The 24,487-nt window shown below is 53.2% G+C and carries 23 protein-coding genes; 18 read left to right on the forward strand and 5 right to left on the reverse strand.

What is annotated here, in order from left to right:
• The first annotated feature begins 46 nt into the window (after nucleotides 1-46).
• The 8 genes from IEX86_RS04085 (at nucleotide 47) to IEX86_RS04120 (ending at nucleotide 8,058) form a co-directional block, all read left to right on the forward strand.
• Nucleotides 47-1,306, forward strand: coding sequence for an ABC transporter substrate-binding protein (locus IEX86_RS04085; protein WP_188864818.1), 1,260 nt, complete (start codon nucleotides 47-49; stop codon nucleotides 1,304-1,306).
• An 88-nt stretch (nucleotides 1,307-1,394) separates the two neighbouring features.
• A complete protein-coding gene (locus IEX86_RS04090) occupies nucleotides 1,395-2,324 on the forward strand; it encodes a carbohydrate ABC transporter permease (protein WP_229685249.1) in 930 nt (309 codons plus the stop codon).
• Nucleotides 2,317-3,162 carry a carbohydrate ABC transporter permease gene (locus tag IEX86_RS04095; protein WP_188864819.1) on the forward strand — a complete coding sequence of 282 codons (846 nt, stop codon included), beginning with the start codon at nucleotides 2,317-2,319 and terminating at the stop codon, nucleotides 3,160-3,162. The genes IEX86_RS04090 and IEX86_RS04095 overlap by 8 nt, the downstream gene beginning before the upstream one ends.
• Nucleotides 3,163-3,170: 8 nt before the next feature.
• The gene (locus IEX86_RS04100) at nucleotides 3,171-4,274 is read left to right on the forward strand and encodes an ABC transporter ATP-binding protein (protein WP_188864820.1); all 1,104 of its coding nucleotides are present in this window, start codon (nucleotides 3,171-3,173) and stop codon (nucleotides 4,272-4,274) included.
• A gap of 9 nt (nucleotides 4,275-4,283) precedes the next feature.
• Complete coding sequence (locus tag IEX86_RS04105) at nucleotides 4,284-5,195, forward strand: carbohydrate kinase family protein (protein ID WP_188864821.1); 912 nt, start codon at nucleotides 4,284-4,286, stop codon at nucleotides 5,193-5,195.
• Nucleotides 5,196-5,205: 10 nt separating this feature from the next.
• Nucleotides 5,206-6,417 carry an AGE family epimerase/isomerase gene (locus tag IEX86_RS04110; protein WP_188864822.1) on the forward strand — a complete coding sequence of 404 codons (1,212 nt, stop codon included), beginning with the start codon at nucleotides 5,206-5,208 and terminating at the stop codon, nucleotides 6,415-6,417.
• Nucleotides 6,418-6,493: 76 nt separating this feature from the next.
• The gene (locus IEX86_RS04115) at nucleotides 6,494-7,810 is read left to right on the forward strand and encodes a carbohydrate porin (RefSeq protein WP_188864823.1); all 1,317 of its coding nucleotides are present in this window, start codon (nucleotides 6,494-6,496) and stop codon (nucleotides 7,808-7,810) included.
• A gap of 74 nt (nucleotides 7,811-7,884) precedes the next feature.
• The gene (locus IEX86_RS04120; protein ID WP_188864824.1) at nucleotides 7,885-8,058 is read left to right on the forward strand and encodes a DUF1289 domain-containing protein; all 174 of its coding nucleotides are present in this window, start codon (nucleotides 7,885-7,887) and stop codon (nucleotides 8,056-8,058) included.
• 43 nt (nucleotides 8,059-8,101) lie between these two features.
• Here IEX86_RS04120 and IEX86_RS04125 read toward each other — a convergent pair whose 3' ends face one another.
• On the reverse strand, nucleotides 8,102-8,977 hold the full coding sequence (locus tag IEX86_RS04125) for a MurR/RpiR family transcriptional regulator (RefSeq protein WP_188864825.1): 876 nt from the start codon (nucleotides 8,975-8,977) through the stop codon (nucleotides 8,102-8,104).
• Between the two features lie 161 nt (nucleotides 8,978-9,138).
• On the opposite strand from IEX86_RS04125, the gene zwf reads away from it, so the two are divergent.
• The 4 genes from zwf to rluB all read left to right on the forward strand — a co-directional run bounded on the left by zwf (nucleotide 9,139) and on the right by rluB (nucleotide 13,214).
• Nucleotides 9,139-10,608, forward strand: a complete 1,470-nt coding sequence (gene zwf, locus IEX86_RS04130; RefSeq protein ID WP_188864826.1) for a glucose-6-phosphate dehydrogenase — start codon at nucleotides 9,139-9,141, stop codon at nucleotides 10,606-10,608.
• Nucleotides 10,595-11,305: a 6-phosphogluconolactonase gene (pgl, locus tag IEX86_RS04135; protein WP_188864827.1), complete on the forward strand. Its 711-nt coding sequence runs from the start codon at nucleotides 10,595-10,597 to the stop codon at nucleotides 11,303-11,305. Before zwf ends, pgl begins: the two co-directional genes overlap by 14 nt.
• Before the next feature lie 11 nt (nucleotides 11,306-11,316).
• The gene (locus IEX86_RS04140) at nucleotides 11,317-11,955 is read left to right on the forward strand and encodes a bifunctional 4-hydroxy-2-oxoglutarate aldolase/2-dehydro-3-deoxy-phosphogluconate aldolase (RefSeq protein WP_188864828.1); all 639 of its coding nucleotides are present in this window, start codon (nucleotides 11,317-11,319) and stop codon (nucleotides 11,953-11,955) included.
• A 170-nt stretch (nucleotides 11,956-12,125) separates the two neighbouring features.
• On the forward strand, nucleotides 12,126-13,214 hold the full coding sequence (gene rluB, locus IEX86_RS04145) for a 23S rRNA pseudouridine(2605) synthase RluB (protein ID WP_188864829.1): 1,089 nt from the start codon (nucleotides 12,126-12,128) through the stop codon (nucleotides 13,212-13,214).
• 70 nt (nucleotides 13,215-13,284) lie between these two features.
• Here rluB and IEX86_RS04150 read toward each other — a convergent pair whose 3' ends face one another.
• From IEX86_RS04150 to IEX86_RS04160, 3 genes are all read right to left on the reverse strand, one after another.
• Nucleotides 13,285-14,472, reverse strand: a complete 1,188-nt coding sequence (locus IEX86_RS04150) for a benzoate/H(+) symporter BenE family transporter (protein ID WP_188864830.1) — start codon at nucleotides 14,470-14,472, stop codon at nucleotides 13,285-13,287.
• A gap of 10 nt (nucleotides 14,473-14,482) precedes the next feature.
• Complete coding sequence (locus IEX86_RS04155; protein WP_188864831.1) at nucleotides 14,483-15,085, reverse strand: LysE family translocator; 603 nt, start codon at nucleotides 15,083-15,085, stop codon at nucleotides 14,483-14,485.
• Between the two features lie 121 nt (nucleotides 15,086-15,206).
• Nucleotides 15,207-15,677, reverse strand: a complete 471-nt coding sequence (locus tag IEX86_RS04160) for a MarR family winged helix-turn-helix transcriptional regulator (protein WP_188864832.1) — start codon at nucleotides 15,675-15,677, stop codon at nucleotides 15,207-15,209.
• 80 nt (nucleotides 15,678-15,757) lie between these two features.
• Here IEX86_RS04160 and IEX86_RS04165 point away from each other — a divergent pair, with 80 nt between their 5' ends.
• A complete protein-coding gene (locus IEX86_RS04165; protein WP_188864833.1) occupies nucleotides 15,758-16,915 on the forward strand; it encodes an aminotransferase-like domain-containing protein in 1,158 nt (385 codons plus the stop codon).
• Nucleotides 16,916-16,930: 15 nt separating this feature from the next.
• Nucleotides 16,931-17,533 carry a glutathione S-transferase family protein gene (locus IEX86_RS04170; protein WP_188864834.1) on the forward strand — a complete coding sequence of 201 codons (603 nt, stop codon included), beginning with the start codon at nucleotides 16,931-16,933 and terminating at the stop codon, nucleotides 17,531-17,533.
• Nucleotides 17,534-17,584: 51 nt separating this feature from the next.
• Here the strand turns inward: IEX86_RS04170 and galE are convergent, their stop codons facing one another.
• Entirely contained in the window at nucleotides 17,585-18,694 is a 1,110-nt protein-coding gene (gene galE, locus IEX86_RS04175; RefSeq protein ID WP_188864835.1) for a UDP-glucose 4-epimerase GalE, read from the reverse strand.
• A 432-nt stretch (nucleotides 18,695-19,126) separates the two neighbouring features.
• Between galE and IEX86_RS04180 the strand changes: the two genes are divergently transcribed.
• The 4 genes from IEX86_RS04180 to IEX86_RS04195 are packed head-to-tail and all read left to right on the forward strand — an operon-like array spanning nucleotide 19,127 to nucleotide 24,464.
• A complete protein-coding gene (locus IEX86_RS04180) occupies nucleotides 19,127-20,317 on the forward strand; it encodes a glycosyltransferase family 1 protein (RefSeq protein ID WP_188864836.1) in 1,191 nt (396 codons plus the stop codon).
• Complete coding sequence (gene glf / locus IEX86_RS04185) at nucleotides 20,305-21,510, forward strand: UDP-galactopyranose mutase (RefSeq protein WP_188864837.1); 1,206 nt, start codon at nucleotides 20,305-20,307, stop codon at nucleotides 21,508-21,510. The genes IEX86_RS04180 and glf overlap by 13 nt, the downstream gene beginning before the upstream one ends.
• A gap of 18 nt (nucleotides 21,511-21,528) precedes the next feature.
• Nucleotides 21,529-22,665, forward strand: coding sequence for a family 1 glycosylhydrolase (locus tag IEX86_RS04190; RefSeq protein WP_188864838.1), 1,137 nt, complete (start codon nucleotides 21,529-21,531; stop codon nucleotides 22,663-22,665).
• Nucleotides 22,662-24,464, forward strand: coding sequence for an ABC transporter ATP-binding protein (locus tag IEX86_RS04195; protein WP_188864839.1), 1,803 nt, complete (start codon nucleotides 22,662-22,664; stop codon nucleotides 24,462-24,464). Before IEX86_RS04190 ends, IEX86_RS04195 begins: the two co-directional genes overlap by 4 nt.
• Nucleotides 24,465-24,487: the final 23 nt, after the last annotated feature.

Consider the following 24,487-nt stretch of genomic DNA (forward strand, 5'->3'; position numbering starts at 1 on the left):
TGGCTAGACTCCGATCAGATTTATAAAAACAACAAGGTCACTGATCATGAAAACACTCAATCGTCTCGCCCTCGCGGTTTCTTTGTCCTGCTTGAGTCAATTGCCATTGACCGCCCAGGCGGGTGAAGTAGAAGTCTTGCACTGGTGGACTTCAGGTGGCGAAGCCCGAGCCGTTGATACCCTCAAGCAAATGATGCAAAAGCAGGGTGATACCTGGAAGGACTTCGCTGTTGCCGGTGGTGCCGGTGAAGCCGCGATGACTGTTCTCAAAACCCGCGCCGTTTCTGGCAACCCTCCCTCAGCTGCTCAGCTCAAAGGTCCTGACATTCAAGAATGGGCCGGCATGGGCTTTCTCACTGATCTGAACGGCATTGCCGACGCGGGCAAGTGGGACAGCATCATGCCCAAGCGCATTGCCGAGACCATGAAGCACGATGGCGATTATGTCGCTGTACCAGCGGGTGTTCATCGCATTAACTGGTTATGGATAAACCCTGAAGCCTTCCAGAAGGCTGGCGCAAAGGTGCCAACGACGCTGGATGAATTCTTCGAAGCCGCAGACAAGCTCAAGGCAGCAGGCATCGTTCCGATTGCTCACGGCGGGCAGAACTGGCAGGACACTACCATTTTCGAATCACTGGTCATGGCCATGATGGGGCCAGAAGACTACCACAAGGCATTCGTTGAAACGGACGAGGACACCTTACGTAGCGACAAGATGGTCGAGGTGTTCAAGACCTTCAAGCGCATCCGTAACTATATCGATCCGGATGCAGCGGGCCGTGACTGGAATCTGGCTACTGCCATGGTTATCAACGGCAAGGCCGGTATGCAGATCATGGGTGACTGGGCCAAAGCTGAGTTTACGGCCGCCAATAAGACGCCCGGTAAGGATTATCTGTGCGTAGTGATGCCCGGTACGCAGGGTGATTTCATCTACAACATCGACTCCCTTGCCATGTTCAAGCTCAAGAACGAAGCGAACAAAAAAGCTCAGCAAGACTTGGCCCGTACTGTCATTGATAAGCCCTTCCAGGAAGTCTTCAACCTGAACAAGGGCTCAATTCCTGTTCGTAATGACATCGACATGGCGAAGTTCGACGATTGCGCCAAGCAGTCCATGAAAGACTTCCAGGCAGCCAACGACTCAGGCAAGGCTGAACCAAGCCTCGCGCATAGTATGGCCAACACCAGCTATATCCAAGGCGCTGTGTTCGATGTAATCACCAACTTCTTCAACGATGCGAACGCCGACCCCAAAAAAGCGACCGAGCAGTTGGTCGCGTCTATCAAAGCGGCGCAGTGATGCAATGAAGGGCTAGTGTCCGGGCTATTTGCCGGGGCACTAGCCCTGATGCAAATGCCAGCCTACAGGCTGGATCAGGAGTTCTTCGATGTCTTTAAGCGAAGTGCAAATCATGCGCACAGGTACCAGCACGTCTGTACGAAAGCCCGACCGTCTTCAAAAGTGGTTGCCCAAGCTGGTCTTGGCACCTACAGCGGTAGCGATGATTGTCTGCTTGTATGGATATATGCTCTGGACGGCCGTGATCTCATTGACCACGTCCCGCTTCATGCCGGTTTATAACTTTGCGGGTTTTGCCCAGTTCGAGCGTTTGCTGGCCAATGATCGGTGGATAGTTGCCTGTAAGAATCTGGCTATCTTTGGTGGAATGTTCATTCTGCTCTGCCTGATCATCGGCGTGTTCTTTGCCATTCTGTTAGATCAGCGGATCCGCCGGGAAGGCTTTATTCGCACGATTTATCTCTATCCCATGGCGTTGTCCATGATTGTTACCGGTACAGCCTGGAAGTGGCTGCTCAATCCTGGTCTAGGACTCGACAAGCTTCTGCGCGACTGGGGCTGGGAAGGCTTTCGCTTTGACTGGCTGGTTGATACGGATCGGGTTATCTACTGCCTGCTGATTGCTGCGATATGGCAGGCATCAGGCTTTGTCATGGCCATGTTCCTGGCCGGTTTGCGAGGCGTGGACAGCGCCATTATTCGAGCGGCGCAGATTGATGGCGCCTCATTGCCTACGATTTATCTGCGCATCGTTCTACCGAGTCTACGACCGGTATTTTTCAGCGCTGTCATGATTCTGTCTCACATTGCGATCAAGAGTTTTGACCTGGTCATGGCCATGACTGCAGGCGGCCCAGGTTACTCCTCAGATCTTCCCGCCGTATTCATGTATCAGCACACCTTTACACGCGGACAAATGGGACTTGGTGCAGCCAGTTCTGTACTCATGCTAGGTGCAGTACTTGCCATTCTAGTGCCTTACCTCTATTCCGAATTGCGGAGCAAGCGTCATGGCTGATCTCTCTCGCAGCAAGCGCTGGTCATTCAACCGCATTGCTATCCATGCCACGCTGCTGGTGGCTTGCGCTGTCTATCTCGTACCGCTGATCGTCATGCTGCTGACCAGCTTCAAAACACCGGATGACGTGCGCACCGGCAACTTGCTGACGTTACCAGTGGATTGGACACTCATTGGCTGGATAAAGGCCTGGAGCACGGTTCACGAGTATTTCTGGAACTCGTTCATGATCACGGTTCCCGCCGTAATCATCTCGACCTTTATCGGCGCGCTTAACGGTTATGCCTTGTCGAAGTGGAGTTTCAAGGGCTCCAACGTCCTCTTCAGCATGCTCCTGTTCGGCTGCTTTATTCCCTTCCAGGTCATCCTGCTGCCGATGTCATTCACACTGGGCAAGCTGGGTCTGGCCAATACCACGACAGGGCTTGTGCTGGTCCATGTGATTTACGGCCTGGCATTCACAACTCTGTTCTTTCGTAATTATTACGTAGGCATACCTGACGCCCTGATCAAGGCGGCACGTCTTGACGGGGCAGGGTTCTTTACCATTTTCTGGAAGATTCTATTACCTCTGTCTACTCCCATCGTGATGGTGAGCCTGATATGGCAGTTCACCCAGGTCTGGAATGACTTTCTCTTCGGCGTAGTGTTCGCCAGCGGCTCAGCCCAGCCGATTACAGTAGCGCTCAATAACCTGGTGAATACCAGTACTGGAGCCAAGGAATACAACGTGGACATGGCTGCTGCAATGATTGCGGCGCTGCCGACACTGCTCGTTTACATCTTCGCCGGCAAGTATTTCGTCCGTGGTCTGACCTCGGGCGTCGTCAAAGGATAAGAACAATCATGGCCGCTTTAGAATTAAAAAACGTCCGCAAGACCTATGGCAATGCCGCTCAGGAAGCACTCAAGGGTATCAATATCAGCATTGATACCGGGCAGTTTCTTATCTTGGTCGGTCCCTCTGGCTGTGGTAAATCCACGCTGATGAATGCCATCGCTGGTCTGGAAGATATCTCCAGTGGCGCCATTATCTTGGGTGGCGAAGACGTCACTACAGTCGAGCCTAAAGACCGTGACATTGCCATGGTCTTTCAATCGTATGCGCTGTATCCCACGATGACGGTTCGGGAGAACATCGCGTTTGGTCTTAAGATTCGCAAGACGCCAGCCGACCAGATCGCTGCCGAAGTGGATCGTGTAGCAAAGCTTCTTCAGATTGAGCACTTGCTTGAGCGTAAGCCCTCTCAGCTCTCCGGTGGGCAGCAGCAACGTGTTGCCATGGGGCGGGCCCTGGCGCGTCGCCCCAAGCTATATCTGTTTGATGAGCCGCTTTCCAACCTTGATGCAAAGCTGCGCGTGGAGATGCGCACCGAAATCAAGCTAATGCATCAGCGGCTCAAAACCACCACGGTGTATGTAACGCATGACCAGATTGAGGCCATGACGCTTGGTGATCGCGTAGCCGTTATGAAAGACGGTGAAGTCCAGCAATTTGGTACACCACAGGAGATCTACAACAATCCTGCCAATCTGTTTGTGGCCAGCTTCATTGGCTCTCCGCCAATGAACTTCATTCCTGTTGCTCTGGATCAGGAAAGTGGACGTTCCGTTGTACGCTTGCAGGGGCAGGGCGAGCGTATAGCTATCTCCCTCCCAATGCTTCAAACCGCTCTGGCAGACGGGCGCGAAGCAATTTTAGGCATTCGTCCTGAGCAAATTTGCATTCGCCGTGGTCAGATCGGCGATTTGCCATTGGTCAGTGCCCGAGTGCAGGTTGTGGAACCAACAGGTCCCGATACTCTGGTTTATGTTGAGGTCAACGGCGTCCAGGTGTGTTGCCGACTAGCGCCAGTCGACACTCCTGAAATCGGATCTATCGTTGCGCTAGAGCTTGATGTAGAGCGTCTCGTATTATTCGAACCTGCTTCAGGTGCTCGTATCGCTTAGGAGAAAGTTATGACATTGCCACGTGTGGTGGTTTTTGGAGAAGCTCTGACCGACCTGGTCCAGCATTCACCCGGACAGTGGCAGGGCCATCCAGGCGGTGCACCGTGGAATGTTGCCCGAACGCTGGCGCGTTTGGGCGTACCCGCTGCGTTTGCAGGATCAATAAGCCGCGACTCTCTTGGCGATGAGATTCACGAGCAATCTCACGCGTCCGGGCTGGATATGCGTTTTTTGCAGCGGGTCGAAGCCGATCCGCTGGTAGCGGTGGTGCCATCTAGCAACCCACCCCGGTATTTCTTTGCAGGGGAGGCGGATCTGGCCTTTGATCCCGATGCGCTACCTGAGGGGTGGCTGGAGGCAGCAGAGCTTTGCCATTTCAGTTGCATCAGTCTGGCACGCGAACCCTTGGCCTCCAGGTTGCTGGAGCAAGCGGAAAAGGCTAAGTCGGCCGGCAAGCGCATCAGCTATGACCCCAACTGGCGAAACCTGATGGGTGACGATTACTGCCACCGTATTTTTCCGACCCTGGTGAGACTGGCGGATGACATCAAACTCTCTGATGAGGATCTGGAAAATATCTACCCCGGACTGACACCAGAGCAGGGCTTGAGTCGTTTGCGCGACATGAACCCGGACGCCAATATCCTTTATACGCAAGGTGCCAAGGGCATCACGCTGTTTACCCAGCAAGGCGAGTGGAATCAGCCTGGCATTCCGGTTCATGTTGCGGATACCGTGGGCGCCGGTGATGCCTGCATGGCAGGCTGGCTGGCGTCAGGAATCATCTCCAGTGCATCACTGGAGGAGCGTCTCGTGTTCGCAGCCGCCTGTGCTTCGGTGTCTTGCCAAAAGTCAGGTGCCTATGCGCCTACGCTTGATGACGTTCGCGCCATGATGGCGACTTCACCGCTGCCTGCCTAAGGGACTTACTATGAACTTTCCAGATTTCCGCCAACGTGACACCTTGCTGAATCATATTCAGCATACGCTGGCCTTTTACTACCCACGTTGTATAGACGAGCAGGGCGGTTTCTTTCAATTCTTTCGGGATAACGGTGATATCTATGACAGAGAAACTCGCCATTTAGTCTCCAGTACCCGCTTCGTCTTCAACTTTGCTATGGCCTATCGGCAATTCGGTAACGCCGAATATCTAGAGGCTACACGGCATGGTCTTCAATTTTTAAGGGAAAGGCATCTTCAACCCAATGGTAGCTACGCCTGGCTACTAAAGGGCAACGAGGTTGTAGACGGCACCAATCATGCCTATGGTTTGGCATTTGTTATCCTGGCCTACTCGCATGGCATGATGGCTGGTGTTGAAGAAGCCAAGGTCTGGCTGGCCGAAGCCTGGGACACGTTCGAACATTATTTCTGGCGTGAGGAAGATGGTCTGTACTGCGATGAGATCAGTGCGGATTGGGCCGAGGTTTCTCCCTACCGCGGACAAAATGCAAACATGCATGCGTGTGAGGCACTTTTGGCTGCGTACGAGGCTACCAAGGAGTCTCGCTATCTGGACCGGGCTGAGACGCTTGCAGTCAACATGACCCAACGCCAGGCTGCATTGAGCCAGGAAAGTGCTGAGGTAGCGCGAGATGTACCCGGAGGCTTGATCTGGGAGCACTACCATCAGAATTGGACCATTGATTGGGATTACAACCGAGACGATCCAGCCAACCTGTTCCGTCCGTGGGGATTCCAGCCTGGACACCAGGTTGAGTGGGCAAAGCTCTTGCTGATACTTGAGCGTCATCGTCCTCATGCATGGTTGGCCCCACGTGCCGCGGAGCTGTTTGATGCCGCGTGGAAAACGTCGTGGGATAACGAGTTTGGTGGCTTGTATTACGGCTTCGCTCCAGACGGTAGCGTTTGTGATCCAGACAAATATTTCTGGGTTCAGGCAGAAGCATTAGCAGCGGCTGCCTTGCTTGCCAAGCGAATCGATGACAGTAAATATTGGAAACAGTACGAGCAGCTCTGGCACTATAGTTGGGAGCACTTTATAGATCACGAGCATGGCGCTTGGTGGCGCATTCTCGACCGTCGAAATACCAAGTATTCCGACGAAAAAAGTCCGGCCGGAAAGGTCGACTACCACACCATGGGAGCCTGTTACGAGGTACTCAATGTTCTGCCGTGAAGTTTAGCCAGTTATTGGCGTAGAACCTGTGGTGTGTTGCGTATAGCCCATTAAAAATTATAAAGGACCGAGAAGAATGTATAAGCACAAAGGCAAACGCGTACGGCACTTGGCTGTGTTGTCGTTGGCTGCATTGGGTGGACTAAGTTCTGCTGCTCATGCGGCCGATGCCTTCGACCCTGAAGCGGGTGGTATGACAGGTGATTGGGGTGGCCTGCGTACCGAACTGCTGGACAAGGGTTACGACATCAAGCTGGAGTACGTTGGGGAAGGCGCCACCAACATGCGTGGTGGATACAACAACGATCACACCGCACGCTGGTCATCTCAGTACATGTTCGGCTTGGCCGTCGACATGAACAAAACATTGGGTTGGGAGAATTCCGTATTCAAGGTCGCCATCACTTCTCGTGACGGCCGTAACCTGACCAATGACAATATTGGCGATCCACGTTCCGGTACATATTCCTCTGTGCAGGAAGTTTGGGGACGTGGTCAGACCTGGCGCCTGACTCAGTTGTGGTTGAGCAAGGGCTTTTTTGATGGCCGTCTGGACATCAAGGCTGGTCGTTTCGGTGAGGGTGAAGATTTCAACTCCTTCGATTGCGACTTCCAAAACCTGGCGTTCTGCGGCTCCCAGGTGGGTAACTGGGTGGGTGATCAGTGGTACAACTGGCCGGTCAGCCAGTGGGCTATGCGCGTCAAATACAACCTGACGCCTGAGCTGTTTGCCCAAGTGGGTGTTTATGAGCAGAACCCGTCTCTGCTTGAAACCGGTAACGGCTTCAAGATGAATACCAGCGGTTCCAAGGGCGTTATCCTGCCGGTCGAATTGGTATGGTCGCCGAAGCTGAACAGTCTGCCGGGCGAATACCGCTTCGGTTACTACTACAGCACCGCTGATGCGGACGATGTAGATGGCGTTTCCAGCCGTCATTCCAGCAAGCATGGCTACTGGGTCGTGGCGAAGCAGCAGCTGACCACGCACAATGGTGATGCCTCTCGCGGTCTGAGTGTATTCGCCAACTTCACGGTGCATGATAAGGCTACCAACAAGGTAGACAACTACATCCAGGCGGGTGTGGTGTACAAGGGGCCGTTCGATGCACGTCCAAAGGACGACATCGGTTTCGGTTTGGCCCGTGTCCATACCAACAGCGATGCGCGTGATGCTCAGCGTGCGGCTAACCTGGCTACCGGTATCGACAACTATGACAACCCAGGTTATGTACCGCTGCAGTACAGCGAATACAATGCTGAACTGTACTACGGTGTACACGTAACCAATTGGCTTACCGTGCGTCCGAATATTCAGTTCATGCGTAACCCGGGCGGTGTTAAGGAAGTCGACAATGCTGTTGTCGGCGGCCTGAAGGTCCAAGCGGTCTTCTAATTCTGCAGAGGGTACTGGGCGCAGCGAACAGTGTGTTTATACTGTTCGCTGTGTCCAGATGCTGAGGTAGTCCTGTGGGTAAGGTTGAGAGTCCCTGCGTGAGCCAGTGCAAGCTCAAGGATGAAATTTGTCAGGGATGCGGTCGTAGCCGTGATGAAATCAAGGGCTGGAAGTCCATGAAGGACAAAGAGCGCAAGGATGTGGTCGAGAAGGCCAGCAAGCGCCTTAAGAAGCTCAAGAAGAAATAACCCGCTTACAGGCTGAAGCTACCGCTCCAGCCTTTCTCACCTGTTACAACTCTTCCTGTTCCTGCTCCATTGGATAGCGTGTCGCTACCAGACTTTCCTTTACCTTGCGCAAGTGCGGCTGAAAATCAACACCGCGGCGCAGCGTAACGCCGGTAGCCAGGATATCCAGTACCGTTAGCTGGACGATACGTGATGACATCGGCATGTAGATATCAGTGTCTTCAGGGACCGGAATATCGAGGCTCAGCGTCGATACCTTCGCAAGCGGCGAATTGGCGGCTGTCATCCCGATCACTGACGCTCCGTTATCGCGTGCCAGCTTGGCAACATCCACGAGCTCGCGTGTTCGGCCGGTATAGGAAATGATAACGAACACCTCACCTATCTGCGCTACAGACGCAAGCATACGCTGCATGAGAATGTCTGAGTGAGCCGATACGGCCAGTCCGAAGCGGAAGAATTTGTGCTGGGCATCCAGGGCCACAGGCGCAGAAGCACCTAGACCAAAGAAATGGATCTGCCGTGCCTGGATCAGGAGATTGACGGCACGGTTGATCACTTGGGCATCCAGGCGTTGACGAGCATTGTCGAGCGAGGCAATTGTGCTGCTGAAAATCTTTTCCGAATACGCCTCAGGTTCGTCATCTGCTTCCACTGCCTGACTTACATATACCGCGCCACTGGCGATACTCTGGGCCAGCTGGATCTTCATTTCGGGATAACCGCTGATTCCCAGGGATCGGCAAAAGCGGTTCACGGTGGGTTCGCTGACTTGTGCCGCTTGCGCCAGGGCAGCAATGGTCAGGCGGGTAGCCTGTCGGGGATTGTTTAGAATAACCTCGGCTACCTTGCGTTCGGCACGGTTCAATTCCGGCAGACGGGTCTGAATCAATTGCAGCAATGTGCTGGCGCGATCCATCAAATGCTCCTGAAAGTTGTCATCCTTTTATCGTACAGCTATAGAGGAATAAGGCTGCATAAAAAGGTTTTATTAAAATTTTGATTTTTATACTACGTAAAAGGGGAAAGCTCACTTAAACTGAGCTTTCATTCACCAACTTTTCGTAAAAGAACGAATATATGCCAGCAGTTCGCGTACTCCCTTGCACTTTGGCCCTGTTCGGCGCGTTGGGCGATCTCGCTCTGCGCAAGTTGTTTCCGGCTCTCTATCAACTCGATCGCGAAGGTCTCATGCATGACGATACGCGTATCGTCGCGCTTGCTCGAGATCAAGGAGACGGCACCAAGCAGCTCGCTCACATTGAAGAACGGGTCCGGCATTACGTGCCGAATGCCGACTGGAATCAAGCCGTCTGGGAGCGTTTCGCCGCTCGCCTGAGCTACCGTGCTATGGATTTCCGACGCATGGAAGATTATGCCGGTTTGGCTGAAGATGTGGGCGACTCTGAAACGGTAATCGCTTACTTTGCCACACCTGCTTCAGTGTACAGCTCGATTTGTGAGAATCTGGATGCAGTGGGACTCAGCGACCGGACACGCGTGGTCATGGAAAAGCCCATCGGCCATGACCTTGAGTCTTCCCGAGTTGTAAACGACTCTGTGGCGCGATTCTTCCCTGAAAGTCAGGTTTATCGTATAGACCATTACCTGGGTAAGGAAACTGTACAGAACCTGATCGCTCTGCGTTTTGCCAACAGCCTGTTCGAAACCCAATGGAACCAGAATTATATTTCCCACGTGGAAATCACTGTTGCTGAAAAGGTGGGGATTGAGGGCCGCTGGGGTTATTTTGACCAAGCTGGCCAGCTGCGCGATATGGTGCAGAACCACCTGTTGCAATTGCTCTGCCTGACGGCAATGGATCCGCCGGCCGATCTTTCAGCCGATAGTATTCGTGATGAAAAGGTCAAGGTGCTCAAGGCGCTTGAGCCGATCACTGCCGATCAACTGGCCAGCCGTGTTGTGCTGGGGCAGTACACGAGTGGTTACAGTGATGGCAAGCCTGTGCCCGGTTACCTGGACGAAGAAAACTCCAACGAGAGCAGTAGCACGGAAACATTTGTCGCCATTCGCGCCGATATCCGCAACTGGCGCTGGTCCGGTGTGCCGTTCTACCTGCGTACCGGCAAGCGTATGCCGCAAAAGCTCTCGCAGATCGTTATACATTTCAAAGAGCCGCCACACTATATCTTTGCGCCTGAACAGCGGAGTCTGATCAACAACCGATTGATCATTCGTATTCAGCCGGATGAAGGTATTTCCCTGCAGGTTATGACCAAAGATCAAGGTCTGAGCAAGGGCATGCAGCTGCGGAGCGGTCCTTTGCAGCTCAACTTCTCTGAAGCATTCAAATCGGCACGTGTGCCTGATGCCTACGAGCGCTTGCTGTTGGAAGTCATGCAAGGCAACCAGTCTCTCTTCGTTCGCAAGGACGAGATCGAGGCAGCCTGGCGTTGGTGCGACCAACTCATGGAAGGCTGGCAAAAAATGGGTGACACCCCGAAATCATATGCAGCTGGCACTTGGGGCCCGCTAACCTCCATTGCACTCATCGCACGTGACGGGAGATCGTGGTATGGCGATATCTAATCTGCCACAAGGCGTCGACTTCATTGAACTCGATAGCCGTGAGGCCCATGCTGAGCAGCTGACTCTGGCTGTAGCAGCTGCGCTTCGTGAAGCAATTGCACAAAAGGGTCTTGCAACACTGGTCGTTTCAGGCGGTCGCAGCCCCGTGCTGTTCTTCGAGCAATTATCCGAGCAGGCGCTGGACTGGGCAAAGGTCACCATTAGCCTTGCAGATGAGCGCTGGGTTCCGCTTGAGCATCCGGACAGCAACGGCGGTTTGATTCGTAAGCACCTGCTGCGTAACGCGGCCCGTGCTGCCACCTTTATGGATGTGTATAGCGCAGGTGAAAACGCTGAGGCAGCTGCAGAGCAAACGGACAAGCGTTTGCAGGATCTGCCCAAGCCCATTGATGTCCTGGTGCTAGGCATGGGTGATGATGCCCATACTGCCTCGCTGTTCCCTGGTAGCCCTGGGCTTGAAGAGGCACTTGACCCACAGAGCGAGCGTTTGTGTTTGCCCATGTGGGCACCTTCCGTACCTCGTCAACGCCTGACCATGACCCGTGCCTTGTTGTCTGGTGCCCAAAATCAGTTCCTGGCAATCCAGGGTCAGAGCAAGTTGGCTGCTTTGCAGACTGCTGCAACCGCTGGTGATGAGCTGGCGACTCCGATCAGCGCCTTCCTGCGTGAGCCGCTGAAGATCTATTGGTGCCCCTGAGGATGAGTGACATGCAAAACAAGATCGCTGCCATTGATGCGCTAAGCCAAAAAGCACGCATCCTGCCCGTCATCGTGATCAATGATCCGGCTGACGTCCTGCCTTTTGCCGACGCGATGGCAGCGGGTGGTCTCAAGACGCTGGAAATCACGTTGCGCTCCGCCTACGGCCTGGACGCTGTACGTTTGTTGCGTAAAGAGCGTCCTGAGCTAACGGTAGGAGTTGGTACCGTTCTGGATACCAGCATGTTTGACGCTGCGATAGAGGCGGGTGCTCAGTTCATTGTAACGCCAGGCTGCACGGATGAAATCCTTGAGGCAGGTGTTAAGAGCGATGTGCCGTTGTTACCTGGCATTGCGACACCGTCCGATATCATGCGGGCTTATCGCCTGGGTTATCGTCGCTTCAAGCTGTTTCCGGCCAATGTCTACGGCGGAATAGATGCGCTGAAAGCCTTTGCCGGTCCTTTTGGCGATCTTCGATTTTGCCCAACAGGTGGGGTGAACCCAGGCAACGTCAAGGCCTATTTCCAGCAGAGCAACGTCATGTGCGTAGGGGGTAGCTGGATGCTGCCTTCCGATGTTATCAAGGCTCGAGACTGGGCCAAGATAGAACAGCTTTGCCGTGAAGCCCTGGCTACGCTCGACTAGCCACGCGATCTTGTTGACGGCTTGCCGGATGCAGGCCGTCTGCATGTCAGACCATCTATCTATTTTCTATCGAAAGGCCTGCCTGTTAAGTCATTTAGTCGCTAGGCTCAAAGGCCAAGTGACGCTATGATGCGCGACTTTTTGTTGCCGCTTACACCGGGAGGTGCCTTATGAACGACAACACTCTTCATATCCCAGTTGGGGAAAAACTCCAGAAAGTCCTGTCCCGTATGGGCGTAGGTTCTCGTCGTGATGTAGAGGCCTGGATTGCTGAAGGCCGTATTCAAGTAAACGGTAATGTCGCAACGCTTGGGCAGCGTGTTACGCCCCAGGATGCTATAGCCGTAGACGGTCGCGTCCTACGTCGCGAAGAGGCTATGGAAAATGTTCGCCGTGTGCTGATTTACAACAAGCCAGAAGGCGAGGTCTGTACCCGTGATGACCCCGAAGGCCGACCCACTGTATTTGACCGATTGCCACGGTTGAGAGGGGGACGTTGGATTAATATTGGGCGTCTGGATATCAATACGACAGGCCTGCTTCTGTTCACGACTGATGGTGAGTTGGCTAACCGCCTGATGCATCCGTCTTATCAGATGGACCGTGAATACGCGGTACGAGTCAGGGGCGAAGTTGATGAGGCCATGATGGAGCGCCTCAAAACCGGCGTCATGCTGGAAGATGGTCCTGCACGTTTTACCGATATTCAGCAGGCGCCTAATGGCGATGGTTTCAATCATTGGTTCCATTGTGTGGTAATGGAAGGGCGTAACCGTGAGGTTCGTCGTTTATGGGAATCTCAAGGTGTGCTGGTTAGCCGTCTGAAGCGAGTGCGTTTTGGCCCGGTTTTCCTCACGGCTGAGCTATCCATGGGACGCTGGCGCGAGATGACTCAAGGCGAGATCAATATCCTCAGCGCAGAAGTGGGTCTTGCACCTGTTGAGTTGCCTCCTGTGACCACAAAGGACCGTGAAAAGCTTGAGCGGATGCAGCGTAAGTCTGGCAAGCCGGTCGAAGCCGGTCGTGGCGGGCGTGGCGACAAGCGCTCCGGCAAGCCACAGGGCGAGGGCCGTCGTGGTGGTACACCACTGGCTGAGCGTCCTTCAGAGAGCGGACGTAAGCGCACGGTACGTACCGAGGGCTCATCTGGTGACGAAGGGCGCCGCGAGCGCGCTGCACCTGCCCAACGCCGTAATGGCCCTGCCCGTGAAGGTCAGCGTCCTGGTTTTGGTAGTAACAACAATCGCGGTAAGCGTTAAGCGTTTATTGGCACTGAAACGGCTCGCCTAGGCGGGCCGTTTTTATATAGCGTGTACGCGGTCATATTTCTCAAGCAGCCTTTTTCCAGTTCAGGATTACCTGGGTGATCAGGCCGGCGATCAACCCCCAGAAGGCAGACCCGATGCCCAGCAGTGTCATGCCGGAGGCTGTTACAAGAAAGGTGATAAGGGCGGCTTCACGCTGCTTGAGATCGCTCATGGCACTGCTAAGGCCATTCATGATCGACCCTAGCAGTGCAAGTGCTGCAATGGACAGCACCAACTCTTTGGGAAGTGCAGCAAATAAGGCTGCCAATGTCGCGCCAAATGTGCCGGCTATACCGTAGAACAGACCACACCATACTGCTGCCGTGTAACGCTTCTGGGGCGCCTCGTGAGCCTCAGGTCCGGTACAGATAGCTGCGCTGATTGCAGCTAAATTAATTCCATGGGAGCCAAAAGGCGCCAATACCAGCGAAGCGATGCCAGTGACAGATATCAGAGGCGAAGCAGGCGTCTGGTAACCATTGGTTCGCAGTATGGCAATGCCTGGCATGTTTTGAGAGGCCATGGCGACGATAAAGAGAGGGATGCTTATGCTGATGGCGGCGGCCAGGGAAAAGGAGGGCGCAGTCCAGACGGGCACAGCCAGCTGCAGGTGGAAATGCTCGAAGTGCAGCAGGCCTAGCGCGGCAGCAATCATTACTCCAACGGCCAGGGTGGCCAACACGGCATAACGGGGAGACTTTCGCTTGGTCAGCAAATAGGTCAGGAACATGGCGATGACCAGTAATGGCTGCTGCTCTGTAGCTGAGCAAATCTCGATACCGATACGAAAAAGAATGCCTGCCAGCAGCGCGGCAGCCAGTGCAGCAGGAACCTTACGCATGAGGCGCTCAAAGCTGCCAGTCAATCCACACAGTGCCATGAGTACGGCGCATAGCATGAATGCACCGATTGCTTCACTATAAGGCACGTGCGGCAGACTGGTCATCAACAGGGCTGCGCCGGGGGTTGACCATGCAATCACAATAGGTGCCCTGAAACGTAGCGATAGGGCGATGGTGGTAATGGCCATTCCAATAGAAAGCGCCCAGATCCAGGAGGAAATCTGTTCGGTGCTCAACCCGGCATTCTGGCCTGCCTGGAACATCAGGACCAATGAGCTGGTGTAGCCAACGAGCATAGCGACGAAGCCCGCCATGATAGCGGCAGGTGATGTATCAGCAAGAGGGCGCAAGGTAGTAGATACAGTCATGGAACAGGCTTCAATGGGTAGACAGTAGAATTGGATATAGGGAAATAACAAGCAGAGCGGCCATCGTCCAATTGAATACACGTAACCGCATCGGGCTATTCAACAGCGTACGCAATGCCATGCCAAATAAGGTCCAGAGGCTGACGCTGGGCAGATTGATGAGCGCAAACAGCATCGCAATCAGTAGCAGGTTGCTGTTGAAGTTTTGAACAGGCAAATAGGTTGTGACGGCACCAATAGCCATCACCCACGCTTTGGGATTAACCCATTGAAATGCCGCTGCCTGGAAAAAGCCAAACGGTTTTCCAGACGCTTGTTTAGGCGTCGGAGGCGCAGCATTAGCAATCTTCCAAGCCAGGTATAACAGGTAAGCAGTAGCGACTACTTTTAGTACCGTATGCAGTGAAGGATACAGACTGAACAGCTGTCCAAGTCCTAGTCCCATGGTAACTACCATCACCATATGCCCAAGGCTTATGCCAAACATATGTGGAAGTGTGCGGCGAAAACCATAGTTGACCCCTGACGCAAGCAGCATCATGTTGTTTGGGCCAGGCGTTGCAGAAGACACAAAAGCAAAGAGCACAAAGGCGGTGAGTAGTTCGGCGGTCATGGCTGGACGTCCTTTTTTTCCAGCATAAACAGCCTATTGGCTGACGTACCGATACACCCATGCGGAGAAGGGACCGTACAGTCGGCTCAACTGAGGTATGAGATAAACCGATGTCTGGCGCTTAAGTAGATTTACCTTGCCTGCCTGGTTCGCGCTGCCGTTTCTGGCCTGCCAATGTCTGGTTGATCTTCATCCATCCCTCGACTGCGGCTTCTCCTGCCTCATCAAAGGCACGCTGTAACAGCCTGACCTGTTCGCGGCGCAACACCTGCTCCAGCCTCGTACCATGAGGTGTTAATCGTAGTCTGCGCTTACGCTTGTCCTCCAAATCGGACTCAACCACAATCATATCTTTCTCTAGCAGTTGGCGAAGAGGCGGGTTAGCCGCCTGTTTGGTGACGCCCAAAGCCTCCAGCAAATCCTTGTGGCTGATGCCTGGTGAGCCAGCAATGAAAAAAAGAATACGCTGATGTACACGGCCTAGCCCACGACGTAACAGCATCTCGTCGGCTTTGGCAGTAAATGCCTGATAACCAAAAAAGAATGATTGCATCGCCTGTCGTTGGGCTACAGTATTTTTTAGGTCAAGCATATTGACGCTTCTATCCGGTTCAGCGTAGTTTCGGTCAAGCAGTTTGACTCATTCTCCGACCGCTGACTACTGGTGCTTCCATGGCTTTCTCCGAACGCGTTACCCGTCTAAAAAGCAGTCTAATTCGTGAAATTCTGGCAGCGGCGCAGCGTCCGGAGGTGATGTCCTTTGCAGGCGGCCTGCCTGCTCAAGAAATGTTACCCCGTGTGGAATGGGATGCGCTGCCTACACATCTGGGACAGTATGGAACAAGCGAAGGAGAGCCGGAGCTGCGCGAAGCCATTGCCGCCCAGGCGAGGGCATTAGGCGTTGCGTGTGATGCCAGCCAGGTATTGATTACGGCAGGCTCGCAGCAGGCGTTAGATCTGGCCGCCAAACTCTATATCGATCAGGGTACCCAGGTGCTGCTGGAGGGACCTAGCTATCTGGCAGCGTTACAAAGCTTTCAGTTCTTTGGTGCGGACTGCCTTACCGTTCCGCTAACGGCCGAAGGCCTGGACATTCAGGCGCTGCGCCAGTGTCTAGAGGCCAACAAGCCTGCCTTTGCTTACCTGATTCCTACCTTTCAGAACCCATCCGGTGTTCGTTATACCGAGGCCTGCCGCGACGAAGTAGCTGCCTTAATGGATGAGTTCAACGTCACATTGATCGAGGATGAGCCCTATCGCGAGCTGATCTTTGATGATGCGCCGGCTACGCCTATCATTAGCCGTTTAAAGAGGACCAGCTGGATCTACACCGGTACGGTTTCCAAAACTCTCTTGCCCGGGCTGCGCGTGGGGTATCTGATTGCCTCTCCCGACCTGTACCCTTATCTGCTTCGCCTTAAGCAGGCAGCTGACCTGCATACGAACCGCATTGGTCAATGGCAGGCGTTACAGTGGATTGGTACTCCTCGTTATCAGACGCATCTTCAGGAGCTGCGTGATTTCTATCGAGTCCGTCGCGATGCCTTCCAGGCGGCGTTGGTTCGTCACTTCGGTGAGTTAGCCGATTGGAATCAACCCCAGGGAGGCCTGTTTTTCTGGCTGACCCTTCGTCAACCAATCGATACCCGCTTGTTGCTGGAACCCGCTTTGGCTCAAGATGTGGCCTTCATGCCAGGGGAGCCGTTCTTTAGCGACCCGGAAAACAATATTGGCCGCTTGCGCCTCAACTTCAGCCATGTGGCACCCGAGCGTGTGGATGAAGGGTTGAGTCGTTTGGCCAGCGTCATAAAGGCCGCTCAGGCCTTGTAATGAAAGGAGATCATTATGTACCGGATTTATGGAGACCAGCGTTCCGGCAATTGCTACAAGGTCAAGTTGATGATGGCCTTGCGCGGATTTGCTTATGAGTGGGTTGATGTAGATATTCTGAAAGGCGAGACACACTCTCCAGAATTTCTTGCAAAAAACCCTAACGGCAAAATTCCAGTGCTTGAATTGGATGACGGCTCATACCTGTGGGAATCCAACGCCATTTTGAATTATCTGGCTGACGGCAGCACCTTTTTACCTCAGGAGCCACGCCTTAGAACACATGTTCTCCAGTGGCAGTTCTTCGAACAGTACAGCCATGAACCCTATGTAGCCGTGGCGCGGTTTATCCAGTTCTATCTTGATATGCCTGAAGAGCGACGTGCCGAACATACCAGCTGCCTCAAGCAAGGTTACAAAGCGCTGAACGTAATGGAGCAACAACTTACGCAGACACCGTATCTGGTAGGTGATACCTATTCCATTGCTGATATTGCCTTGTATGCCTACACCCATGTAGCCAATGAGGGCGGGTTCGATTTGTCTCGTTATCCTGCCATTAACGCTTGGCTGGAGCGTATTGCGGGTCACCCGCAGCATGTAGGCATGTATGATTAAGTAACGATAAATAAAAAGGCCGCTTTTGAAAGCGGCCTTTTTATTTGATTATTAAACCGAAGCGTTGGCTGAAGTATTTATCCGGCTTCCGTTAGTGCCCATAAGCGGTTTTGCTGGAATCTGCTTGATGGACTTCTTAACGGTATCCGTAATGCGATAGCCGTTTGGATTTTGCGACTGCCAGCGCCAGGCATCAGCGATCATTTGAGTCAAGCTGCGCTCTGCCTTCCACCCCAGCTCCTGTTCAGCTTTGTGGGGATCGGCCCAGCATGCAGCGACATCCCCCTCGCGGCGGGGAGCCAGGCGATAAGGAAGCTGCATCTGCGCAACTTCTTCAAATACTCGGACCAACTCAAGGACAGAATAGCCATGCCCAGTACCCAGGTTCCATACATGGGCGCCTTTTACGCTGTGTAGTTTGCGTAAGGCTAACAGGTGCCCTTTAGCCAGGTCGACCACATGAATGTAGTCACGTATCCCGGTACCGTCTGGGGTAGGGTAGTCCGAGCCATAGATGTTCAAGCGCTCCAGTCTGCCTATTGCGACCTGCGTAATGTATGGCAACAGATTGTTGGGTATACCGCTAGGGTCCTCACCAATCATGCCAGACTCATGGGCACCGATTGGGTTGAAGTAGCGCAGCAGAGCAATAGACCAACGGGGATCTGCAGCGGCTAAATCGCGTAACAGGTTTTCAACCATCAGCTTGGATTGGCCGTAGGGATTGGTCGGTATACCTGTAGGTGCCTGTTCGCTAATAGGCACTGTTTCCGGCGTGCCATATACAGTTGCTGATGAGCTGAATACCAGCTTGAAAACACCCGCATCAGCCATGGCTTGGCAAAGCGTAAGGCTGCCGCCCACGTTGTTATCGTAATAGCTCAGTGGGTGTCTGACACTTTCGCCTACCGCCTTGAGTCCTGCAAAATGCAGAACGGCTTCGATGGGATATTGTGCAAACAGAGCATCCAACTGCGCACGTCGGCGTATGTCACCTTTGACAAAGTGCACACTACGACCAGCTAGTCGCTCGACCCGTTGTAATGCTACACGTGAACTGTTGCACAGGTTATCCAATACAAGAACGTCTTGCCCTGACAATAACAGCTCCAAAACAGCATGCGACCCGATATAACCAGCGCCCCCAGTCACAAGAATCATCGTCACGCTCCATTGATCTAGTCGTATTACAAATTACCCCGACACAGCGAAGCGCTGAACGAAGTTCAGCGGCCTATTCGAAGCGGCAAACAGGAAAGGACGTGCATAAAAACATGTACGCATATAGCCAGACCCAGAGATATGACGACTAGTTCCTAAACGAGCAAGGTATCTGTAAAAAAGCTTGTATCGACGAAAGGGTTGGAACTGGGCTTGCTCGAAGCCGGTCTCACCGCCCAGTAAGTTTGGGTATATAACGTAATTTGAACGCTGGGTGTTCTGCTTTGCTCACTCGGCTTTAAGCGTTTTAAATGCCCTACGGGTTTAGCTCTTGAAGAGAGAGATTTAGGTCTTTCGAGTAGGAAAAGCATAGAACTCGATTCCTGTTGTACGAGTTTTTGACTTGGTCATATACGCGTTAAGGAGTAATCGATGAGCTGGGCTGGACCCTTTCAATACGAAATCGGCAAGTCAAGGCGGTCATCCGGGACAGCAGCGGATTTTGATGCATCGGGTAGGGAAAATTTGCCTACTCTTATCTGTCTTTCTCATCTTCGCTGGAATTTTGTTTACCAGCGGCCTCAACACCTGATGTCCCGCTTTGCGCGTGATTACAACGTGCTGTTTTTTGAAGAGCCGTTGCCATCGGATGAGCCCAATCCCTGGTTAGAAGAAATCGAAGCCGATCTTGGTGTTACCCGTTTGGTCCCCCGGCTGCCTGCCGATATACACGGCGAAGCGGCTGAAGCCGTATTGAAACGCTTACTCGACAGATACCTTGAAGAGGCATCGATCGAAGAGGCTGTTCTCTGGTACTACACACCGATGAGTTGGCCGTTCAGCCACCATTTAAGGTCTACGCTTACCGTGTACGACTGCATGGATGAGCTTTCAGCTTTCCGAGGTGCTCCTCCAGAAATGCTTGAGCGTGAACGGCTCCTGCTTGAAAAGGCCGATGTCGTGTTTACCGGCGGTTATAGCCTGTATGAAGCCAAGCGCGAGCGCCATCGCAATGCTCATCCTTTTCCCAGCAGTGTAGACATTGCTCATTTCGCTCAGGCCCGCACTGAGCAGACCGACCCTGATGATCAGAATGGCATACCGCATCCACGCTTAGGCTTTTATGGCGTAATTGATGAGCGTCTGGATATCGACCTGCTGGCCGATGTTGCACGCCAGCGTCCTGATTGGCATATCGTGTTGATTGGTCCTGTCGTTAAGATTGATCCCAGCAACTTGCCGAAGCTCGACAATATTCATCTCTTGGGCGGCAAGGTGTATGACGAATTGCCTCATTACTTGTCAGGCTGGGATGTTGCCATCATGCCATTTGCCTTGAACGAGTCGACCCGGTTCATCAGTCCTACCAAAACCCCTGAATATTTGGCAGGTGGCAAGCCTGTCGTATCGACTCCTATTACTGATGTAGTACGCACCTATGGAGAGTCAGGCATCGTTCGAATTGCTGAGAATGCCGATACGTTCATCAAAGCTGTAGAGGCCTCGCTGGTAGACGCTCAGGACCGCGAAGGTCTTTTAAAAAAGGCGGACTCTATATTGGGTGAAATGTCGTGGGATGCCACTTGGCAAGGCATGACGGAGCAAATGAAATGCGCACGATAAACGAGGAGGAAGCCATGTCTGCAGGCGTAGGTAGTTCAAATGAGTCTCCACGACGCGGGTTCGATTACCTGATCGTAGGCGCTGGGTTCGCTGGTAGTGTGTTGGCTGAGCGTTTGGCCGTAGGGCTCAACAAGCGTGTTCTGATTGTGGATCGTCGCCCTCACATTGCGGGTAATGCCTACGACCATTATGACGAGGCCGGTGTACTCATTCACCGCTATGGCCCACACATCTTCCACACCAATTCTCAGCGAATTGTGGACTATCTTTCACGGTTTACCGAGTGGCGTACCTATGAGCATCGGGTGTTGGCTTATGTTGATGATCAACTAGTCCCAATTCCGATCAACCGTACTACGGTAAATGCACTGTATGGCCTTGACTTGAAAACTGACGAAGAGGCCGAAAGCTTTCTGAAAAGTCGAGCCGAACCGGTAGAGCCCATTCGAACATCCGAGGATGTGGTCATCAACCAAGTAGGTCGGGAGCTTTACGAGAAATTTTTCCGTGGCTACACCCGTAAGCAGTGGGGGCTTGATCCTTCCCAGCTAGACAAGTCTGTTACCTCCCGTGTGCCGACGCGTACAAACACGGATGATCGTTATTTTGGAGATACCTTCCAGATCATGCCGTTGCATGGCTTTACCCGTATGTTCGAAAAGATGCTGAATCATCCGAACATCAAGGTAATGCTAAATGCTGACTATCGAGAAATTCGTGACGAAGTCCAGTTTGAGCATCTGATCTATACCGGACCGGTCGATGAATATTTTGACTATTGCTACGGAAAGTTGCCGTATCGCTCGCTTAAGTTCCGTCACGAGACAGTTAACTCTGCGCAGTTCCAACCAGTAGCGGTGGTCAATTATCCCTCTGAGGATGTGCCCTATACGCGTATCAGTGAGTACAAGCACCTCACTGGTCAAGAGCACCTAAAGACCAGCGTGACCTACGAATATCCGTCGGCAGAAGGGGACCCCTATTACCCCATTCCGAGACCAGAGAATGCTGAGCTCTATAAACGTTATCAGGAGCTCGCGAATTCCACGCCGAATGTGACCTTCCTGGGTCGCCTGGGAACGTACAAGTACTACAACATGGATCAGGTAGTTGGGCAGGCGCTGACAGCCTACAAGCGTATTGCTGAGTCCGAAGGCGTTATTGAGGACGCTGCTGAAGTATCAGCAGTCTAAAGACTGGAGTACATCACGATGCATGTACCTGGGACTTTCAACAGTTTTTTCCTGGGTGGGTTCGAGTGCTCGACCCACCGCCGTTTCGATGACCGTCGCCTGGACTTGATCCAGGCAACCGGTCACGACCGGTTCGCCAAGGCCGACTTTGCCCGTTTGCGCAGCCATCGTATACACGCCGCTCGTGATGGCGTGCGTTGGCACTTGATCGAGACACGGCCAGGCTACTTTGACTGGTCCAGTCTACTTCCTCAAGTTAAGGCTGCACGGGAAGAAGGCACCCAGATCATCTGGGATCTGTGTCACTACGGTTGGCCTGACGATATCGATATCTGGTATCCCGACTTTGTAGAGCGCTTCGCACGTTTTGCCAAAGCAGTTGCCACATTCATGCAAAATGAAGGCATAGATGTACCATTCTATTGCCCTGTCAATGAAATCTCCTATTGGGCCTGGGGTGGAGGTGATACTGGGCAGTTCAATCCAAAAGGCATCAGGCGAGGGGCGGAACTCAAGCATCAGCTCATTCGCGCTTCAATTGCTGCCATCGAAGCCATTCGCTCTGTTGCACCTAAAGCTCGATTTGTACAGGCTGACCCCCTGATCAATGTGATTCCTCGCTCTGGTCGGGCTGCAGACCGTGAGGCGGCTGAAGCCTATCGCCAATCCCAGTTTGAAGCCTGGGACATGTTATGTGGCCGCGCTTGGCCAGGACTAGGCGGAAAACCCGAGTACCTCGATATCGTAGGGCTTAACTTCTATTCAGATAATCAGTGGTTCAACGGCGGCAAGACAGTGCTGCGTGATGACCCTTTGTATCGTCCCCTGCGTGGTATGCTGGCTGAAGTCTATGCCCGCTACCAGCGACCGCTGATGATTGCCGAGACGGGTGCAGAAGGCGGGGCTCGACCCTCATGGTTAGCGTATGTCTGTGACGAAGTTCGTAGCGCCATGATCCAGGATATTCCTGTTGAAGGTATTTGCCTGTATCCCATTCTGGATTACCCGGGATGGAACGATGAGCGTCTATGTGAAGTCGGTTTATATGGTTACGCTGACCTTCAAGGTCATCGCGCCATCTATTCTCCGCTGGCAGAAGAGCTGGAGCGTCAACAGGCTCACTTCGCTGCGATGGCTGAGGGGCAGGCTTCATGAGTAAGGCAGTCAACTCTCCTGAGGAACGACCGTTCCCGTCACGTCCGCTTGCTTTTTTATGGCGCTACGTCTGCCGGCGTCGCCTGGCGTTTGGAGGGTTGTTTCTGCTCATGGTTGGCGGTGCGGCCTGTGCTGTTGCCGTTCAGTACGCCATGAAGCTTCTGGTGGATGCCATGGCTAATGAGAATCGAATGGAAGCTAATGTGTGGCTTCCGTTTGGTTTCTTTATCGGGCTGATTGCGCTCGAAAATATCCTTTGGCGAGGCGGCGGCTGGCTCGGGTGTCGAACCATCGTCAAGACCGGTGTAGATCTGCGAATCGATCTGTTCGAGTACCTGACCGGCCACCCAATGCGTTACTTCAAGGAACATTTCTCCGGAGCGCTTGGTAACCGAATCAACCAGACCAGTACTGCCGTAGCCAATATTTTTTCAGCGCTGACATGGCGTATTATCCCGCCCTGTACGGACTTTCTTGGCGCAGTCGTCGTCATGTTGTCTATCCGCTGGCAGATGGCTTTGGCGCTGATAGGGTTCGTATTACTGGTCGCCTGTATTATTACCGGCTTTGGTATTCGCGGCCGGCATCGACATCAGGCTTTTGCCGAACAGGCATCGCGAGTGGGTGGTGAGGTAGTGGATATGGTCTCGAATGTCTGGACCATCAAAGCCTTTTCTGCCCAGGCGCGAGAGCGAGATCGCCTGGCTCAGGAGCTAGGCGTTGAGGCACGCGCCCAGCGTCGTAGTTGGATGTATGTAGAAAAGGCACGTGTCCTACACGATGCGTGCTTGACCCTGATGGCGGGGTCCATGTTGCTCTGGGCCATTTATCTATGGCGTCAAGGGACGGTCACTCCGGGCGATGTCGTCGTCGTCAGTGCGCTGACGTTTCGAATCCTGCATGGCTCCAGAGACCTGGCATTGGCCTTGGTAGATGCTGCACAGCAGTTTGGGACCGTTGCCGATACCCTTCAGGTAATTGCTCAGCCCCATGGCATTCGAGACTCAGAAAATGCGGCGATGCTCAATGCAAAGTCAGGCTCTATCGACTTTGAAAATGTTTCGTTTAGCTATCCTGACGGTTCAAAAGTTATCGATAATCTCTCCCTGCATATTCCCTCAGGTCAGAAGGTCGGTATTGTCGGGACCTCGGGAGCAGGCAAGTCCACGCTGATCAATCTTTTACAGCGCCTGGATGAGGTCAGTAGTGGCAAAATCCTGATTGATGGTCAACCTATTCATGAGGTCAGCCAGGACAGCCTGCGGGCCTCCATTGCGGTTGTCCCCCAGGAAATCGCGCTGTTCAATCGGACTATTCGAGAGAATATCCGTTATGGAAAGTCCGATGCTACGGACGAAGAAGTCTATAAGGCCGCCTGCCACGCCTATTGTGATCATTTCATCCGCCAGCTGCCGGAGGGGTATAACACTCTGGTAGGGGAACGCGGTGCTCGCTTGTCTGGTGGGCAACGCCAGCGATTGGGTATTGCAAGGGCCTTTTTGAAGGGCTCACCCATTCTGATTCTGGATGAGGCGACCTCCGCACTGGATACGCATTCGGAAAAGGAAATCCAAATGGCGCTCACTGATCTGGTACGTGGAAGAACGGTTCTAGCGGTCGCTCATCGGCTGTCCACTGTCGTATCGTTCGATCGGGTTATTGTGATGGATAAAGGTCGTATCGTCGAAGATGGTCCACCGAGCGTTTTGCAGCGGAGTGGAGGGTTGTTTGAATCGCTGTGGAATATCCAGGCCAAAGCATTGGATGATGTACAGGCCGAGCATCACAATGCCGGTTAAATAAAAACCGGCCACTCAGGGCC

It is taken from the genome of Pseudomonas asuensis (assembly GCF_014646755.1).
Lineage (GTDB): Bacteria > Pseudomonadota > Gammaproteobacteria > Pseudomonadales > Pseudomonadaceae > Chryseomonas > Chryseomonas asuensis.

Bases quoted from the DNA above. Each gene is read 5' to 3' on its own strand.
- IEX86_RS04125 (WP_188864825.1), bottom strand. From the start codon at position 8,977: ATGGATCGCGCCAGCACATTGCTGCAATTGATTCAGACCCGTCTGCCG.
- IEX86_RS04150 (WP_188864830.1), bottom strand. From the start codon at position 14,472: ATGACTGTATCTACTACCTTGCGCCCTCTTGCTGATACATCACCTGCC.
- IEX86_RS04090 (WP_229685249.1), top strand. From the start codon at position 1,395: ATGTCTTTAAGCGAAGTGCAAATCATGCGCACAGGTACCAGCACGTCT.
- zwf (WP_188864826.1), top strand. From the start codon at position 9,139: ATGCCAGCAGTTCGCGTACTCCCTTGCACTTTGGCCCTGTTCGGCGCG.
- IEX86_RS04105 (WP_188864821.1), top strand. From the start codon at position 4,284: ATGACATTGCCACGTGTGGTGGTTTTTGGAGAAGCTCTGACCGACCTG.
- IEX86_RS04170 (WP_188864834.1), top strand. From the start codon at position 16,931: ATGTACCGGATTTATGGAGACCAGCGTTCCGGCAATTGCTACAAGGTC.
- IEX86_RS04100 (WP_188864820.1), top strand. From the start codon at position 3,171: ATGGCCGCTTTAGAATTAAAAAACGTCCGCAAGACCTATGGCAATGCC.
- IEX86_RS04195 (WP_188864839.1), top strand. From the start codon at position 22,662: ATGAGTAAGGCAGTCAACTCTCCTGAGGAACGACCGTTCCCGTCACGT.
- IEX86_RS04190 (WP_188864838.1), top strand. From the start codon at position 21,529: ATGCATGTACCTGGGACTTTCAACAGTTTTTTCCTGGGTGGGTTCGAG.
- IEX86_RS04180 (WP_188864836.1), top strand. From the start codon at position 19,127: ATGAGCTGGGCTGGACCCTTTCAATACGAAATCGGCAAGTCAAGGCGG.
- IEX86_RS04160 (WP_188864832.1), bottom strand. From the start codon at position 15,677: ATGCTTGACCTAAAAAATACTGTAGCCCAACGACAGGCGATGCAATCA.
- galE (WP_188864835.1), bottom strand. From the start codon at position 18,694: ATGATTCTTGTGACTGGGGGCGCTGGTTATATCGGGTCGCATGCTGTT.
- pgl (WP_188864827.1), top strand. From the start codon at position 10,595: ATGGCGATATCTAATCTGCCACAAGGCGTCGACTTCATTGAACTCGAT.
- IEX86_RS04095 (WP_188864819.1), top strand. From the start codon at position 2,317: ATGGCTGATCTCTCTCGCAGCAAGCGCTGGTCATTCAACCGCATTGCT.
- glf (WP_188864837.1), top strand. From the start codon at position 20,305: ATGCGCACGATAAACGAGGAGGAAGCCATGTCTGCAGGCGTAGGTAGT.
- IEX86_RS04085 (WP_188864818.1), top strand. From the start codon at position 47: ATGAAAACACTCAATCGTCTCGCCCTCGCGGTTTCTTTGTCCTGCTTG.
- IEX86_RS04110 (WP_188864822.1), top strand. From the start codon at position 5,206: ATGAACTTTCCAGATTTCCGCCAACGTGACACCTTGCTGAATCATATT.
- IEX86_RS04155 (WP_188864831.1), bottom strand. From the start codon at position 15,085: ATGACCGCCGAACTACTCACCGCCTTTGTGCTCTTTGCTTTTGTGTCT.
- IEX86_RS04115 (WP_188864823.1), top strand. From the start codon at position 6,494: ATGTATAAGCACAAAGGCAAACGCGTACGGCACTTGGCTGTGTTGTCG.
- IEX86_RS04165 (WP_188864833.1), top strand. From the start codon at position 15,758: ATGGCTTTCTCCGAACGCGTTACCCGTCTAAAAAGCAGTCTAATTCGT.
- IEX86_RS04140 (WP_188864828.1), top strand. From the start codon at position 11,317: ATGCAAAACAAGATCGCTGCCATTGATGCGCTAAGCCAAAAAGCACGC.
- rluB (WP_188864829.1), top strand. From the start codon at position 12,126: ATGAACGACAACACTCTTCATATCCCAGTTGGGGAAAAACTCCAGAAA.